Consider the following 16,811-nt stretch of genomic DNA (forward strand, 5'->3'; position numbering starts at 1 on the left):
TGACTGCATCCGGGACTGCCGGGTGCGTGGGGTTTTACCATGAACGATATCCAGGCCGGTGGTGGTGCAGGGTACATGACACAGCTGTTTACCGAGAACAACAAGAGCGGGCTGACCCGTGATCTGATCGAAGCCCTGTTCCCGATGTTCGAGGCCGCAAGCGCCGGTGCCATCGCGGTGGACAAGGACAGCCGGATCACCTGGATTAACAGCAGTTATTCCCATCTGCTGGGACTGGGCGACCCGTCGCGGGTGGTGGGCAAACCGGTGCGCCAGGTGATACCCCAGACCCGAATGCCGGAAGTGGTAGAGAGTGGCAAGCCGCTGCTGCTGGACATCATGGAGCACAACGAGCAGCAGCTGGTGGTCACCCGCCTGCCGTTTTATGACGAGGAAGGCCGGATCGTGGGCGCTGTGGCGTTCGTGCTGTATGACGATCTGCAGCCTCTGACCCCTCTGGTGGCCAAATACCGACGTCTGCATCAGGATCTGGCCGCCGCTCGAAAGGCGTTGGCGAAGAAGGTTCGTGGGACGCGTTACAGTCTCGGGGACTTTGTCGGGGCCAGTCCCGCGGCGCTGGAAGTAAAACGCCGTGCCCGCCTGGCGGCCGGTCGTGAGATGCCGGTGCTGCTGTTGGGTGAAACCGGTACGGGCAAGGAAGTTCTGGCCCAGGCCATCCACTCGGTCTCTACCCGGGCCGAGAAGCCGTTCGTTGGGGTCAACGTGGCGGCCATCCCAGACAACCTGTTGGAAGCGGAGTTCTTTGGTGTGGCACCGGGCGCTTACACCGGTGCCGACCGGCGCACCCGGGAGGGAAAGTTCCAGCTTGCCAACGGCGGCACGCTGTTCCTGGATGAGGTTGGTGACATGCCGTTACCCTTGCAGGCCAAGCTGTTGCGGGCCCTGCAGGAGGGCGAAATCGAGCCCTTGGGTTCGAATAAGGTCGAGCAGGTGGACGTCCGGGTGATCGCGGCAACCAGCCGTAACCTCGAGGCCATGATCGCCGAAGGCAGTTTCCGCTCGGATCTTTATTACCGGCTCAACGTGCTCGAAATTCCCATTCCGCCGTTGCGGGACCGGCTCGCGGATCTGGGCGTGCTGTGCGAGGCTCTGCTGGGCGAGATCTGTGAAGGGCTCGAGCTGCGTGGCGAAATTACCGATGCCGGGGTGTCTGCGCTGGGCAGCTATGACTGGCCAGGCAATATCCGGGAGCTGCGTAATGTTCTGGAGCGGGCCCTGACGATGGGGGAGGAAGGTGGCCTGCTCGATGCCGATGCGGTCTTCAAGGTGCTGCCTCGAACTGGCAAGCGCCTGGTGTCGTCGCTGACGCCACAGCCCGTGCGCCCCCTGGCCCGGACCCTGGCGGAGGCCGAAGCCCAGGCGATTGAAGAGGCGCTGGTGGCCAGCCGCGGTAACCGGACCCGCGCCGCCAAGTTGCTTGGCATTTCCCGGTCCGTACTTTACGAGAAGCTGGCAAAACTGTCCTGAAATCAGGACAGATGTCCTGTAATCCGTACAAACCCTTACGACTGATGTCTAAATGTGTCCGGTTATCCGGACGATTTTCGTCTGCCTTGTTTCCAGCAGATCACTCTATCTTTATGAAAAAACAGGTGAAAGTTTGGTTGGCACGTTGTCTGCAAGTACCGGGATGCAGAACGTCAGAACAACGCAGAAAACAAGACTGACGCTTATTGTTGGACCCCCAAATTACCCAGGTCGGTCTGTTTTCTGCGATGTCTGGCTATACTCAGACCAGGCCTGTCAGATTTGCGACCGCCAGGCCGTATACAACAACAATGCTAGGAGACTTGCCAATGAAACTCTTGAAGGCCATCACCGGTATCGCCGGTGCGATTGCCCTGACGACGGGTTCCGCTTTCGCAGACGATCTGCGCTGGAAAATGCCTGTTGCTTTCGCCACCAATCTGCCTGGCCTCGGTTCTCCCGCAGCCTGGGTTGCAGACAACCTCACCACCGCTTCTGATGGCAGCATCCAGGTCCGGGTTTATGAGCCGGGCAAGCTGGTGCCGCCATTCGACATTCTTCAGTCCGTTTCTGACGGCAAGGTATCGGCGGGCTACACCTGGATCGGGTATGACCAGGGCAAAGTGCCTGCAATTCCCCTGTTTGCCGCTGTCCCCTTTGGAATGAAGCCACCGGCCTACATCGGTTGGTATTACTTCGGTGGCGGTCATGAAATGCTGCAGGAAACCTATGCCAACAAGGGCTTCAATGTTCACGCCCAGCTGTGCGGCATCATTGGGCCAGAAACAGCGGGTTGGTATTCCGAGCCCATCGAAACACTGGAAGACTACAAGGGCCTGAAGATCCGCTTCGCTGGTCTCGGTGGTAAGGTTCTCGAAAAACTGGGCGCCTCTGTAACCATGATGCCCGGCGGCGAGCTTTACCAGGCACTGGAAAAGGGCACCATCGATGCCACCGAGTTTTCCATGCCCGCCATCGACCAGATCCTCGGATTTAACCAGGTGGTCAAGTACAACCTGTTCCCGGGCTGGCACCAGCAATTCACAGCCCAGTACATGCTGATCAACAAGGATGAGTGGGCACGCGCCACTGAGGCTCAGAAGGCGCTGGTTGAGGCTTCCTGTACTGCGGCTACCACCCGTGGTCTGGCTGAGGGCGAGTACAAGAACGGCAAGGTTCTGGCCGAGTTCCAGGAAAAGGGCGTTCAGGCTGATCAGATCCCCCGCGACGTTCTGCTCAAGCTGAGGGAAGTCACTCAGGAAGTGCTTGAGGAAGAAGCGTCCAAGGATGCCGACTTCAAGCGTGTTTACGAGAGTCAGCAGGAGTTCATGGAATCCTACAAGGTGTGGGACACCCGCGCCTATGTTCCAGCGGACCTCTAAGGTTCGGGGCTGACCAAAAGGGGCACCGGAGCTTATGCCGGTGCCCTCTGATTTAGTCTGGATGGCCCTGCGGGGCCATCCTTGTTTCACGGCAGGCTTTCTGAACGAGGAACTGTTGTATGACAGTGTCTGATAAGGGCTCTTCGTCCGATGTCCATGCATCGGCGTCGGATGCCGGTCAATTTATTCATCATCACACCGAGTTTCCGACCACCCGGCTGAGCGAGGTCCTGGACGGTGTGATTTCTGCGATAGGCAAGAGTGCCTCCTGGCTCTGGATTGTGGTTACCGGCGTGATCATCTACGCGGTAGTGGGGCGCTATGCCTTTGGCCAGGGTTCGGTAACTCTTGAAGAAGTCCAGTGGCATCTGGCCGGTGCCGGCTGGTTGTTGGGGTTGGGCTATACCCTGGTGACCGATGACCATGTCAGGGTGGACGTCATCCATGAACGCCTTTCGCTCAAAGGCCAGGCGTGGATTGAACTGTTGGGTTTGGTGTTTCTGCTGTTGCCGTTTCTGGTGCTGGCGGTCTACGAAATGATTCCCTATGCCGTGAGCTCCTGGGAACAGGGTGAGACCAGCCAGGCGCCGGCGGGCCTGCCTTACCGCTGGATCCTCAAGGGCGTTCTGGCACTGTCTTTTGTGCTCCTGATAATCGCTGCCCTGTCCCGTCTGATGAAAGTTGCTGCCCTGCTTTTCGGCTTCCCGAAGCCAATCCGGGTCGAGTCCTGTGACAACAAGAAAGAGGATGCGTCCTGATGGAGCTTGAAACCCTTTTCGTAATCGGCATGTTCCTCACGTTCGGGGCGCTGCTGATGACCGGTTATCCGGTTGCGTGGGTGTTGGGTGGCACCGCGGTCATCTGGACCGTTGTTGGTGTCATCGCCGTCGAGAATTTTGGTGCCAATCTGTGGTTCGACTACTCCTCCTCCATGGGGCTGGTCCCCGAACGAATCTGGAAGGTGGTCAGTAGCGAGACCCTTGTTGCCCTGCCCATGTTTATCTTCATGGGCATTATGCTTGATCAGTCCGGTGTTGCCGAACGCCTGATGAACAGTATGGTCAAACTCTTTGGCGCCGTCCGTGGCGGCTATGCGGTTACCGTTATTGTCATCGGCGTACTGCTGGCCGCGACCACGGGTATCATCGGTGCTTCTGTCGTGCTGCTCGGCATGTTGTCCCTGCCGGTGATGATGGAGAACAAGTACGACAAGGGCTTTGCGGTGGGCACGGCCTGTGCCACCGGGACCCTGGGTATCCTGATTCCCCCGTCCATCATGCTCGTGCTGATGGCGGACCGGCTGGCCGTTCCGGAAGCGTCGGTCGGCGATCTGTTCATGGGCGCCTTCTTCCCCGGCCTCATGCTGGGTGCCATGTACGTGGCCTACGCCATTATCCGACCCATGCTGCAACCCCACATTGCGCCGGTACCGGCGGGCACCGAAAAAGTGAGCTGGGCCATCGTCTGGGAAGTGGCGAAAGCCGTTGTTCCGACGGCCGCGCTCATCCTGGGTGTGCTCGGTTCCATCTTTGCCGGCATTGCGACCCCAACGGAGGCTTCCGGTGTTGGCGCTTTGGGTGCTCTGCTGTTGGCACTGATGGCTGGCCGATTGAACCTGAAAGTGCTCAATTCCTCCATGCAGCAGACCACCCGAACGGCTGCGTTCATCTTTGCCATCTTCCTGGGCGCGACCGCGTTCTCCGTGGTCCTGCGGGGGCTTGGCGGCGACCAGGTGATCGAAGACGCGCTTTTGGGTCTGCCGTTTGGTCCTTATGGCGTCGTTCTGACCATTCTGTTCGGCGTATTCCTGCTCGGCTTCTTCCTGGACTGGGTGGAAATTACCCTGATCATCCTGCCCCTGGTCGCGCCGGTTGTGCAAAGCCTCGGTTTCGACCTGGTCTGGTTCACCATCCTGTTCGCCATGTGCCTGCAGACCTCTTTCCTGACGCCGCCGGTTGGATTTGCACTGTTTTACATCAAGGGCGTGGCCCCGCCGGAGATCAAGGTCACCGATATTTATCGTGGCGTTATTCCGTTCATCATTATCCAGCTGGCAGCACTGGCCATTGTGTTCGTGGTACCGGAAATCGCGACCTGGCTGCCCAGCGTGGCTTACGATTAAGGAGACAATAACCATGCGTCTGGAAAACCGGATTGCACTGATTACTGGTGCCGGCCGTGGCATCGGCCGGGCCATTGCCGAGGCCTATGGCCGCGAAGGCGCCAAGGTCGCCGTGGCTGACCTGACACTCGAGGCGGCACAGGACACCGTGGCAGCCATTGAGCAGGCCGGCGGCACCGCCATGGCGCTGGCCATGGATGTCACCGACGAAAAGGCCGTGGATGAGGGCGTGGCTGCCATCGTGGACAAATGGGGCGGACTCGACATTGCCCTGGCCAACGCCGGCATCCAGCACATTGATGCCATCCACAAGCTGTCGTTCGCCGACTGGAGCAAGGTGATGAGTGTGCACCTGGACGGCGCTTTCCTGGTGACCCGGGCGGCGTTGAACCAGATGTACGCCAGCGGCGGAGGCACCATGCTGTACATGGGGTCGGTACACTCGCTCGAAGCCTCGCCGCTGAAGGCGCCTTACGTGGCGGCCAAGCACGGCATGCTGGGCCTGTGCCGGGCAGTAGCGAAAGAGGGCGCCGAGTACGGCGTGCGCAGCAACATCATCTGCCCGGGCTTCGTCCGGACGCCGCTGGTGGACAAACAGATACCCGAGCAGGCCAAGGAGCTGGGAATCTCCGAGGACGAGGTGATCAGCAAGGTCATGTTGAAAAACACCGTGGACGGAGAATTCACCACCCTGGAGGATGTTGCCGAACTGGCGGTCCACCTGGCGGCTTTCCCCTCGGCAGCACTGACCGGCCAATCGATTGTGGTCAGTCACGGCTGGCACATGCAGTAAGACACAGGAGAGACGGATGAGTAAGACAGAACAATCGCCGGTAGTCTGGTCTCCCTCGGAAGACACGCTCAAGAACTCCCGCATGGGCCGTTTCAAGGCCTGGCTGGAAGAGCAGGGCTACGGCCCGTTTTCCGACTACCACGCACTGCACCAATGGTCCATCGACGAGCTGGAAACCTTCTGGGACAAAGTGTGGGACTACTGCGGGCTGGTCTGCGACACCCCCGCCGACAAGGTGCTGGGCAAGCGTGACATGCCGGGGGCGGAGTGGTTCCCGGGCATGAAACTGAATTTTGCGGCCAACCTGTTGCGCCTGGCCGACGGCGACCATGCCAATCACGAGGCGGTCGTGGCCTACTGTGAGACCCGGCCGGTCCTGCGCCGTACCTACGCCGAACTGAAAGCCGATGTGGGAGCCCTGGAGGCCTTCCTGCGTGGTCAGGGCATCAAGAGTGGTGACCGGGTTGCCGGCGTGGTCACCAACGGCTACGAAGCCATGGTTGGCATGCTTGCCGCCACCAGCCTCGGGGCGATCTGGAGCTCCGCATCGCCCGATTTCGGCGTGGGTGCCATCCTGGACCGGTTCGGTCAGATCGAGCCGTCCGCGCTTATTGCGGTCAATGGCTACGGCTACGGCGGCAAGGTCTTCGCCCGCCAGGATGACTTTGCCGAACTCGTTGCAGGATTGCCGACCCTGAAATGCGTGGTGAGCGTCCAGCAGCTGCCAGATCAGGCGCCGATTCCGGGCGACCTGATAACACCCTGGGAGGACGCCATCGCTTCGGGTACCGGCCAGGCGCCCTCCTTTACGCCCCTGGATCCGGACCACCCGGTTTACATCCTGTATTCGTCGGGCACCACCGGCAAACCCAAGTGCATCGTGCACGGCAACGCCGGTTTGCTGGTGAACCATGCCAAGGAACTGATGCTGCACGGTGACGTCGGCCCGGAAGACCGGTTCCTGTATTTCACCACCTGCGGCTGGATGATGTGGAACTGGCAGGCCTCTGCGCTGATGACCGGGGCTGCGGTGATCACCGTCGACGGCTCGCCGGGGTACCCGAGTCTGAGTTTCCTCTGGGACACCGTTGCAGGTGAGAAAGTCACCCATTTCGGAACCAGTGCCCGGTTCCTGGCCGGCTGCCGCAAGGCCGAGCTGAAGCCGGCGCGGGAGCTGGATCTGAGCGCCCTGCGGGTGCTGTTCTCCACCGGCTCGCCGCTGTTGCCGGAGGATTACGATTGGGTCTACAGCGATGGCGCGCCCGGTGTGCTGCTGGGTTCCATTGCCGGGGGCACCGATATCTGCGGCTGCTTTGTGGGTTCCACCCCCTTGCTGCCCGTCCGTCGCGGTGAAATCCAGTGCCGGTTCCTGGGCGTCGACGCCGTGGCCTACGACGAGGACGCCAGGCCGGTAAGTGGCGGCCGGGGCGAGCTGGTCTGTCGCCAGCCACTACCCTCCATGCCCGTCAGTTTCTGGGACGATCCTGACGGTGCCCGCTACCACGCGGCATACTTCGATACTTTCCCCGGGGTCTGGGCGCACGGTGACTTCATCGAATTCACCGAGCACGGCGGCGCCATTATCTATGGCCGTTCCGACGCTACCCTGAACCCGGGGGGTGTGCGCATCGGCACCGCGGAAATCTACCGCCAGGTGGAAACCGTGGCCGAGGTGAAGGACAGTCTGGTGGTCGGCCGCCAGATCGACGGCGATGTTGAAGTGGTGCTGCTGGTGGTGCCGGCCGACGGCCAGACCATCACCGACGATCTGCTGAAGCAGCTCAGAACCCGCATCCGCCAAGGTGCCAGCCCCCGGCATGTGCCCAAGCACATTGTCGAAGTGGCTGACATCCCGTACACCCGCAGTGGCAAAAAAGTCGAACTGGCGGTGGCCCGCCTGATCAATGGCTCGTCCAAGGCGGACAACCGGGATGCCCTGTCGAACCCGGAAGCGCTGGATCACATCCGGAACCAGCTGGCCGATGCCAGCCTGCTGCCGAACGGGTAAAACCGACAGGGCCTGACCAGCGAGGGGTTACTGATCGCCAAAACTGTGCGCAGGTTTTGGCGGGCGGTAACCCTCGCGGCCTGCCGGCTTGAAACCCCGGAATGTACTAAAGTTTCGTAAATTCGAGGTTTTTCATCGTCCTGTAACGGGAATTAGCGAACTTTTCGTCCGTTCTTATACTAAGATCGTAACCAGAATTCATGAAAAAATGGTATCTTAGTAGGTCTATCAAAAGTTCCTAATCAGTCATCGCTCGGGTCGGACGTCCACAAGACGCCTGACCCCGCCGTGACCGTCCTGAACCCACCCATTAGCCTGAGGACGAAAATGACATCATCCAAAGCAAAGATTGTCTATACCCTGACCGACGAGGCACCTGCCCTCGCGACACGGTCGCTTCTTCCCATCCTGGAAACCTACGCCAAGCCGGCTGGCATTGAATTCGAAACCAGCGACATTTCTCTCGCGGCGCGTATTCTGGCGAACTTCCCGGACTACCTTGAAGAAGACCAGCGGGTTCCGGATGCGTTGGCTGAGCTGGGCGAGTACACCAAGGACCCGGATGCCAACATCATCAAGCTGCCGAACATCTCTGCTTCCATCCCCCAGCTGCGCGCAGCCATCAAAGAGCTGAACGAGCAGGGCTACAAGGTTCCCGAATACAAGGAAGATCCGGAGACCGACGAAGAGAAGGAAATCCAGTCCCGCTACGCCAAGGTACTGGGCAGCGCCGTTAACCCGGTTCTGCGCGAGGGCAACAGCGATCGTCGCGCCCCGGCAGCGGTCAAAGCCTTTGCCCGCAAATACCCCCACACCATGGGCGAATGGAGCCCGGCGTCCCGGACCCACGTTGCCCACATGCGCGGCGGTGACTTCTACTCCAGCGAGCAGTCGGTCACCCTCGACAAGGCCACCACCGCCCGTATCGTGTTCGAGAACAAGCAGGGCAAGCAGACCGTTCTGAAATCCGAGCTTCCACTGCAGGAAGGTGAAGTGCTCGACGGCATGTACATGAGCAAGAAAGCGCTGGTCAAGTTCTTCGAGGACGCCATCGAAGACTGTGAGAAAACCGGTGTGATGTTCTCCCTGCACGTGAAAGCGACCATGATGAAGATCTCCCACCCGATCGTGTTCGGTCACGCGGTGAAGGTTTTCTATCGGGACCTGTTCGACAAGTACGGTGATCTGTTTGATGAAATCGGGGTTAACCCGAACAACGGCCTGTCCAGTGTGGTCGAGAAAATCAAGCAGTTGCCGGAGTCCAAGCAGGAGCAGATTCAGGAAGACCTGCACGCCTGTTACGAGCACCGTCCGGAAATCGCGATGGTCGATTCCGTCAAGGGCATCACCAACCTGCACGTACCGAGCGACGTGATTGTTGACGCCTCCATGCCGGCGATGATCCGCAACTCCGGCAAGATGTGGGCCCGTGACAACAAGCTCAAGGACACCAAGGCGGTCATGCCGGAGTCCACCTACGCCACCATCTACCAGGAAGTCATCAACTTCTGCAAGACCCACGGCGCCTTCGATCCGACCACCATGGGTACGGTGCCGAACGTGGGCCTGATGGCGCAGAAGGCCGAGGAGTATGGCTCCCACGACAAGACTTTTGAGATCAAGGAAGACGGTGTGGTCCGGGTCATTGCCGAGGACGGTACCGTGCTGACCGAGCACAACGTCGAGAAAGGCGATATCTGGCGCGCGTGCCAGACCAAGGACCTGCCGATCCGCGACTGGGTCAAGCTGGCGGTCAGCCGTGCCCGCGCCACCGGTATGCCGGCGGTGTTCTGGCTCGACGATGAGCGTGCCCACGATGCCCAGCTGATCAAGAAGGTCGAGACTTACCTGAAGGATCACGATACCGAGGGTCTGGATATCCGCATCATGTCGCCGGTCCGTGCCATCCGCTGGACCATGGAGCGCCTGATTCGCGGCCTGGACACCATCTCCGTCACCGGCAACGTCCTGCGCGACTACCTGACGGACCTGTTCCCGATCCTGGAGCTGGGCACCAGTGCCAAGATGCTGTCCATCGTGCCGCTGCTGAACGGCGGTGGCCTGTATGAAACCGGTGCCGGCGGTTCCGCGCCGAAGCACGTGCAGCAGCTGATCCAGGAGAACCATCTGCGCTGGGATTCACTCGGTGAATTCCTGGCCACGGCAGTGTCCCTGGATGAGCTCGGTGAAAAGCAGCGCAACGAGCGTGCTCGCCTGCTGGGTCAGACCCTGGACAAGGCCACGGAGCGCCTGCTGGAGAACAACCAGTCGCCGTCCCGGGTCACCGGTGAACTCGATAACCGTGGCTCCCATTTCCACCTCGCCCGCTACTGGGCCGAGGAACTGGCCAAGCAGGACAGCGACAAGGAGCTGAAGGAATTCTTCGCCAAGCTGTCCAAGCAGCTGGAGGAGCACAAGGACAAGATCCTGGAGGAAATGACCGTGGTTCAGGGCCAACCGGCCGATATCGGCGGCTATTATCACCCGCCGATGGAGAAGGTCTGCGAGATCATGCAGCCAAGTGCGACCTTGAACAGGATCCTCGAGGAGGCTCGTGCCTCGGTTAAGTAAGGCTGAGGGGGCGGGCCTGAAGGGCCGGTCCCTCCCGAAAAACCCGGACAACCTACCCAGGTTCTCCGGGTTTTTTGTGTCTTGGTGATCGTCGTCTGGTCTTTAGCGAGGGTCCTTGCGGGTTTCCCCCGCCTGGCGCAATTGCTTCATGGTAATCGGCGGCCCGAGCAGTTCAAACAGAACGGTTGAGCCGATCACCAGTGGCAGGATAAAGATCATTTCCGGCATCCGGTCGGTTGCGACCAGCGCCAGCCCCATCGCCACACCAGCCTGGGGAAGCAGGCAGGCGCCGGTGTGCACACGGATCTTGTGCCCGGAGCCGGCCAGCACCCCGCCAACATACCCCCCGGCGACCCTGCCTATCATCCGAACGAGGATGTAGACCGCACCGATTAACCCGAGAGTTGGCAGCACTTCCCAGTCCAGGCTGAAACCGGCCAAAAAGAAGAACATCGCCAGGAAAGGCTCGACGATGCCTTCGATCGAACGAAACGGACGGATGTGGTGATGCGCCCTGTTGGCGACGGTCACACCCAGCGCCATGCAGGTCAGCAGATACGAAACGTCGATGGCTCCGGCAATTCCCGCCGCCAGAAAAACGAAGCCAGCTGATTCCAGCAGCATTGGCTCACCGGGCTTGAGGCGCCCGGTGAGCCAGGCCATGGGTAGCCCGAGCAGGGCTCCCAGGGCGATGGCCCCGACTACCTCGTAGAATCCATGGCCAATGGTTTCTATAAGCTCGGCGCCGTTGCCGGACACCAGTTCAGCAAACACCAGCAGGACACTGAACAGTATCGCACCCCAGGCGTCGTCGATGGCCACCACCTGCGTCACCAGGCGAGTCAGTGGCCCCCGGGCGCCGGCTTCCCGGATCACATCCAGAGTGGCAGCCGGGTCGGTAGCGGTGGCAATTGCGGCCAGCAGGAGCGCGGCGACCAGGTTTTGAGTGACCAGCCAGATGCCCACAAAAATCAGCAGCGCGGTGATGAGCGTCACCGCGAGGCTGATGACAATGGCTTCGCGGCCCTGTCGGAGATCGCGGAAGGACATCCGTTCCCCGAGCAGAAAGCCCACCATGGCAAGCGTCAGTTCGGTGACCAGGGAGAAATTGTGACTCACTGATAGGGGTATCAGGTCCAGCATTTCCGGTCCGGCCAGGGCGCCCACCAGCAACAGCAGCGTCACCCGGGGAACGTGGACCCTCTGGCCGAGGGAGTGGGCCGCGAGGGCCACCAGCATGATGCCTCCGATCAACAGCAGATCCAGTGCGTGGGACACCCTTCACTCCTGTTGAATTGGCAAAAAGCGACCGTTCACCAGTGTGGCGAGGTCGTCGGGGGCCAATTCAATTTCCAGCCCCCGTCGGCCGGCACTGACAAAGATGGTCTTAAATTCCCGGGCCGAGGCGTCGATGAAGGTCTTCAGCCGTCGTTTCTGGCCCAGTGGACTGACCCCGCCGAGGACGTAACCGGTGCTGCGCATGACCTCCTGGGGATCGGCCATGGCTGCTTTCTTGCCATTGGCTGCCCGGGCCATCCGCTTCATGCTCAACATGGCACTGACCGGAATCACGCCAACGGCCAGTTCCTTGCCGTCAATGGCAACCACCAGGGTCTTGAATACCCGACGGGGGTCGGTCCCCATCTTGTCGGCCGCTTCGGAGCCGTAACTCTCGCTGGCGGGGTCGTGATCGTACTCGTGGATGGTGTGGTTGATCCTGGCTTTCCTGGTGGCGTTGATCCCCGGGGTCATGGCGTCTCCTGCCTGATTGTCCGTTCTGAAAAGGTAACACAGTCAGGGTGGAGAATAGCGCCCCCATTCCCGGCATGACTCGACTTATGTCAGAAGAATGACTATTTTCTCGGCATGACACTATCCAAAACAGGCTGCTCATCGCCAAGGCCGCCACGCAAACACGCGGTACTGGAATGAAACAGTCCAACGAGCGCAAGCTCCCCGATCAGTTGCTTCCGGTCCGCCGGGCTCTCTGGGTGGCGCTGACCTATCTGCTGGTCGGGTTTGCCTGGATCGGGTTTTCCGACAGTCTGTTTGAGTCCTGGTTTCAGGACCCGGAAACCCTGGCCCGATTGCAGACCTGGAAGGGGGCCTTCTTCATTCTGGTCACCGGACTCGTTCTGTTCGTCGTGATCCTGCGCCAGCTCTACCGGGACCGCGCCCTGCTCAGGCTCCAGTTCGCTCAGCGCCAGGCGCTCCGCGCGCGGGAGCGCCAGCTGACCGTACTCATGGATAACCTTCCCGGCATGGCGTATCGCTGTCGCTACGACAGCCAGTGGACCATGCTGTTTGTTTCCGATGGCTGTATTGATCTCACCGGTTACGAGCCGGCGGCCCTGGTCAACAACCGCCAGCTCAGTTTTGCCGACCTGATGGACCATGCCGCCAACGAACGGTTGCAGCGGGAGGTGAAGGCGGCGCTGGACCGGGGTGAGCCGTTTTCGGTGGAGTACTCGCTGATCCGCAAAGGCGGCGACGAGATCTGGGTGTGGGAGCGGGGCCGTGGCGTCGTTGACGATGATGGTGAAACGGTGCTGGAGGGCATTGTTCTGGATATCTCTGACCGCAAGGCGCTGGAGAACGAACTGGCGGAACTGGCGACCCGCGATTCGCTGACGGGTCTGCTCAACCGGCGGGAGGTGTCGAGGCTCCTGGAGGAAGAACTGGAGCGTGCCAGGCGTTATCACCGCACGATGGCCTTACTCTGGATCGACTTCGACCATTTCAAGGAGGTGAACGACACCTGCGGCCATGCCGCCGGTGATTCGGTCCTGAAGGCGGTCAGCGCGCTGTTGCTGGACAGCGTGCGCACGGTCGATTCGGTGGGTCGGTTTGGCGGCGAGGAATTTGTGATCGTGTTGCCGGAGATGGAAGTGGTCGAGGCCCGGGAAACCGCGGAGCGGCTGCGGCGTCAGGTCGCTTCCATGCCGCACCCTCTGGGGGACGGTAACACCGTGCCACTGACCATCAGTATCGGAGTGGCGGTCTATCCCAGTCATGGCCTGACCGCTGCGGACCTGTGTGCGGCCGCCGACAAGGCCATGTACCGTGCCAAGGAACAGGGCCGCAACTGCGTTTCGATGGCAGAGCTCTCCGAGCATGTTCATAATGGTGCCTGAATCGCCGATAACAAAAGAACATTGAATAAGGTTGTACCCGAATGAATCGAATCGCCCGCCGTGCCCTGCACACCTGTGATGTTCCCAAAGACCTGTCTGCCGTCACCTACCGTGATGCCGCCGGTGAGCACCCTGACGCGGCCGGTGTCAGTTCGGAGGCGATTGACGCCATCTGGAGCAGTGTCGAGGCGTTGTATCGGACTGGCGTTCATCCCGGGTTGCAGCTGTCGGTGCGCCATCGTGGTGAACAGGTGTTGCATCGGGCCATCGGGCACGCCACGGGCAATGGTCCCCGGGACAACGCCAGTGTCCTGAAGACACCGATGACGACCGAAACCCCCGTCTGTTACTTCTCCGCCTCCAAAGCGGTCACGGCGTTGCTGATCCACATGCTTGCAGAGCATGGGCTGGTGAGCCTGACCGACCCGGTGGCCTATTATTGCCCGGAGTTCTCCCGGGGCGGCAAGCGAACGATCACCCTGCACCAGGTGCTCTCCCACCGTGGCGGGATTCCGGCGATCCCGCGGGAAACGCCTATCGACGTATTGTGGGACAAGGATGAAATCTGGCGTCTGCTGTGTCAGGCCAAGCCAGTGGAGGTGGATGGCGCTAAAGTGGCCTACCACGCCGTGACCGGTGGATTCGTGCTGCAGCGGGTACTGGAAAAGGTCACCGGCAACAGTATTGAGCACTACCTGGACACGCACTTGCGCCAGCCCATGGGTATGAAGTGGTTCACTTACGGGATTGCCCCGGAGCACCTGCACGAGCTGGCGACCAACTACGCCACTGGTCCGACCCCCCGGTTTCCGGTCTCGTGGATTGTCAGCCGCGCTCTGGGCAGTGATATCCGGACCGTGGAGCAGGTCTCCAACGATCCCCGGTTCCAGGAAGCGGTCATTCCCGCCGGTAATCTGTGTGGTACCGCCGAGGAAATGGGCCGCTTCTTCCAGATGATGCTCAATGGCGGGGTCTGGAACGGCAAGCGCATCTGCAGTGAAATGACGGTTCGGCGGGCCATACAGCAGTTCGGTTCGCTGCAGATTGACCGGACGATGATGATTCCCATGCGCTTCAGCGCCGGCATGATGCTCGGTGGAAACCCGGTGGGCTTGTGGGGACCGCAGAGCCGTTACGCCTTCGGTCACATTGGCCTGATTAACAAACTGTGCTGGGCGGATCCGGCGCGGGATATTTCAGTCAGCCTGCTCAATACCGGCATTCCCATTGTTGGGCATCACCTGCCGGCGCTGGCGAAATTCGTCTACACCGTCTGCAATCGCTTTCCCCTGATTCCCGAGAGCCAGCGGCCACTGGTTGCGGCCTGAATTCACAGGGTCCGCAACTGTTCCTCAAGAATGCCCAGCACTGACGACAGGATGTCCCGGAAATCTGTCAGTGTCTGGGTGCGCTGAATCACCTCCTCCCGGTTTTCATCCAGCCGCTCGAGTTTCGGTACGACCCTGCGAATGCCCTCGGTGATCACTTCATAGGGGTAGTGGTGGTCCTGGATGCTGAGTTTGTTTATCTCGGACACTTCCTGGCTGAAAATGCTGATGATGTCGTACAGCATATCCTTGTGATGAATGCTGCTGGCTTCCCAGTAGGCATCGTCCAGCAGCTCGAGCAGGGACAGGTATTCACGGAGGGTATCGGCGACGGAGGTCTGGGTCATGGCAGTTCCCGGGCGTTGGTCAGAATCATACTGAAAAATCTGCATGTTACAGGGAACTATAGCAGGGCTTTTTGCGTGTGAAGAGCAGGTCCTCGAATCGGGTCCGGCAATAAAAATGAAACTAAATTCATTTTTATTGCACTTTGCCGGACAGATGGGCAGACTTCCGAAATGGGAACAGGATCTATCACGACTCACTGGACGAGAAGACGAATGGATAAGCCCCCTCAGACCTTCGCCGACCGATCCGAACGAACGGTCAAGCTTGATCACCATGACAGCGTTCGTGACCATGTTCACCAGCAGGTCAGCTCGGAAGTCGAGCGCCTTGAACGGCGCATCGAGACCCTGCGACTGACTAAAGCGCCCCACGCTGCGATCATGATCTCCACCTACGAGCGAATGATTGATCGCAAGAAAGGTTTTCTCCAGAACTGGAAGCTGACTGGCAGGGGCACCTGCTAGCCGGTCGAGCTCCCGTGACCGTTCACATCCGCAAGCCGGTTTGCCGGGTTGGATAGCCCGCCGTTGCGGTATCCTGATTGAGGCAATAATCCGGATTGGCCATGGTCTGGCCCGGATTGTCCGGATCCTCCATCTGGGGAGGCTGATCCAGCGACGTGAAAACCTCCACCGACGGGCCGGCATAGTCCATCTCGATCTTCAGGCAATCGACCGTGTCCCCGGCGAATTCGAATTCCGGACCACCCTGTGTGCCCTCACTGGTTCCAACCGCAGTGCCATCGATTAACACGGTATCGGTGTTCAGATCCTGATATTCCCGGATAAAAGCCAACTCCCTTTCCCCCTTGATGACCAGGCTGCCCTCGGCGTGCAGGCGTGCGCCGTCATTGTAGCCGGAGGTCTGGAAATCGCGGGCTCGGAACTCGGTGCCCAGGGTGGCGCTGGGGCGCGTGGAGTCAGCCGGGAAGTCGCCCGACGCCACCCAGCTGATTACCCGCGTCACCAGGCCGGAGGTATCCGGTGTGTATACCCACTTTGCAATCGGGTAACGCCAGTTGTATTCGGTTACGGGCAGCCCTTCGGTGAACGCTTTCTGGTCCGTGAAGCGGATGGAGACGTCGTTGGTGGTGTTGCTGTATTCCCCTGCCTGGCCAGCATCAATGCGTGAGCTGATGTACTGGCGGGCATCAATGAAATTGGCGACCTCGTTTTCACCAATGACCCTGCGCATCAGGTCCATCGGGTTGCGTACCGATTCGATTGACGGCCCCTCATCCTGCGCATAGGTCAGTCCGAGAAACAGCGCCAGCTGGGTGCGAATGCCGTCGGCAATGGCTTGGGCCTCACTGTTATTGGCATCGGCCGGCTCCACGGCCGTTACCAGGTCACCGAACAGGCTATTTTCGGTCTGTTCGGTCAGGGTGAACGTCGAGAAGGTGAGATCCACGTTGGTGGCGGGATTGAAGGCGGTGGGTCCGGAATCCTCAGGACCGCAGCCAGCCAGTAACAGCGTGGCGAAGGCAATTGCACTGAACTTGCAGAAATGTCTCATTTAGAACGGCTCTGGGGTGCGCGGCAGTTGGTAAACGGCTAAAGTGATTACCCGCAGGGCTGTTAGCCCCGCCTCGAATGCTGACAATAAACGATAATATAGGCATCTACCCTCGCGGAGAT

The 16,811-nt window shown here is 60.1% G+C and carries 14 protein-coding genes; 10 read left to right on the top strand and 4 right to left on the bottom strand.

The window, feature by feature from the left end; genetic code table 11:
• Positions 1-39: 39 nt before the first annotated feature.
• From QQF73_RS12290 to QQF73_RS12320, 7 genes are all read left to right on the top strand, one after another.
• Complete coding sequence (locus QQF73_RS12290) at positions 40-1,488, top strand: sigma-54 interaction domain-containing protein (protein ID WP_285368406.1); 1,449 nt, start codon at positions 40-42, stop codon at positions 1,486-1,488.
• Positions 1,489-1,817: 329 nt separating this feature from the next.
• Entirely contained in the window at positions 1,818-2,870 is a 1,053-nt protein-coding gene (locus QQF73_RS12295; protein WP_219867542.1) for a TRAP transporter substrate-binding protein, read from the top strand.
• A 119-nt stretch (positions 2,871-2,989) separates the two neighbouring features.
• Complete coding sequence (locus QQF73_RS12300; RefSeq protein WP_219867543.1) at positions 2,990-3,628, top strand: TRAP transporter small permease subunit; 639 nt, start codon at positions 2,990-2,992, stop codon at positions 3,626-3,628.
• Positions 3,628-4,992 (top strand): TRAP transporter large permease, encoded by a 1,365-nt coding sequence (locus QQF73_RS12305; protein ID WP_219867544.1) that lies wholly within the window; start codon positions 3,628-3,630, stop codon positions 4,990-4,992. The genes QQF73_RS12300 and QQF73_RS12305 overlap by 1 nt, the downstream gene beginning before the upstream one ends.
• A 13-nt stretch (positions 4,993-5,005) precedes the next feature.
• Entirely contained in the window at positions 5,006-5,785 is a 780-nt protein-coding gene (locus QQF73_RS12310; protein WP_219867545.1) for a 3-hydroxybutyrate dehydrogenase, read from the top strand.
• A 16-nt stretch (positions 5,786-5,801) separates the two neighbouring features.
• Positions 5,802-7,793 carry an acetoacetate--CoA ligase gene (locus QQF73_RS12315; protein ID WP_219867546.1) on the top strand — a complete coding sequence of 664 codons (1,992 nt, stop codon included), beginning with the start codon at positions 5,802-5,804 and terminating at the stop codon, positions 7,791-7,793.
• A gap of 327 nt (positions 7,794-8,120) precedes the next feature.
• Positions 8,121-10,364, top strand: coding sequence for an NADP-dependent isocitrate dehydrogenase (locus tag QQF73_RS12320; RefSeq protein WP_285368412.1), 2,244 nt, complete (start codon positions 8,121-8,123; stop codon positions 10,362-10,364).
• 102 nt (positions 10,365-10,466) lie between these two features.
• Here QQF73_RS12320 and QQF73_RS12325 read toward each other — a convergent pair whose 3' ends face one another.
• Positions 10,467-11,642, bottom strand: coding sequence for a cation:proton antiporter (locus QQF73_RS12325; protein WP_219867548.1), 1,176 nt, complete (start codon positions 11,640-11,642; stop codon positions 10,467-10,469).
• A 3-nt stretch (positions 11,643-11,645) separates the two neighbouring features.
• Positions 11,646-12,116 carry a Cys-tRNA(Pro) deacylase gene (gene ybaK / locus QQF73_RS12330; RefSeq protein ID WP_285368414.1) on the bottom strand — a complete coding sequence of 157 codons (471 nt, stop codon included), beginning with the start codon at positions 12,114-12,116 and terminating at the stop codon, positions 11,646-11,648.
• A 176-nt stretch (positions 12,117-12,292) separates the two neighbouring features.
• On the opposite strand from ybaK, the gene QQF73_RS12335 reads away from it, so the two are divergent.
• Positions 12,293-13,498, top strand: coding sequence for a GGDEF domain-containing protein (locus QQF73_RS12335; RefSeq protein WP_285368415.1), 1,206 nt, complete (start codon positions 12,293-12,295; stop codon positions 13,496-13,498).
• 41 nt (positions 13,499-13,539) lie between these two features.
• The gene (locus QQF73_RS12340) at positions 13,540-14,826 is read left to right on the top strand and encodes a serine hydrolase domain-containing protein (protein ID WP_219867551.1); all 1,287 of its coding nucleotides are present in this window, start codon (positions 13,540-13,542) and stop codon (positions 14,824-14,826) included.
• A gap of 2 nt (positions 14,827-14,828) precedes the next feature.
• On the opposite strand, the gene QQF73_RS12345 is transcribed toward QQF73_RS12340, so the two are convergent.
• Positions 14,829-15,173 carry a hypothetical protein gene (locus tag QQF73_RS12345; protein WP_219867552.1) on the bottom strand — a complete coding sequence of 115 codons (345 nt, stop codon included), beginning with the start codon at positions 15,171-15,173 and terminating at the stop codon, positions 14,829-14,831.
• 213 nt (positions 15,174-15,386) lie between these two features.
• On the opposite strand from QQF73_RS12345, the gene QQF73_RS12350 reads away from it, so the two are divergent.
• Positions 15,387-15,638 (top strand): hypothetical protein, encoded by a 252-nt coding sequence (locus QQF73_RS12350; RefSeq protein WP_219867553.1) that lies wholly within the window; start codon positions 15,387-15,389, stop codon positions 15,636-15,638.
• A gap of 22 nt (positions 15,639-15,660) precedes the next feature.
• Here QQF73_RS12350 and QQF73_RS12355 read toward each other — a convergent pair whose 3' ends face one another.
• Positions 15,661-16,689, bottom strand: a complete 1,029-nt coding sequence (locus QQF73_RS12355) for a hypothetical protein (RefSeq protein ID WP_285368416.1) — start codon at positions 16,687-16,689, stop codon at positions 15,661-15,663.
• Between the last annotated feature and the right edge of the window lie 122 nt (positions 16,690-16,811).

This window comes from Marinobacter albus (assembly GCF_030238305.1).
GTDB lineage: Bacteria > Pseudomonadota > Gammaproteobacteria > Pseudomonadales > Oleiphilaceae > Marinobacter > Marinobacter albus.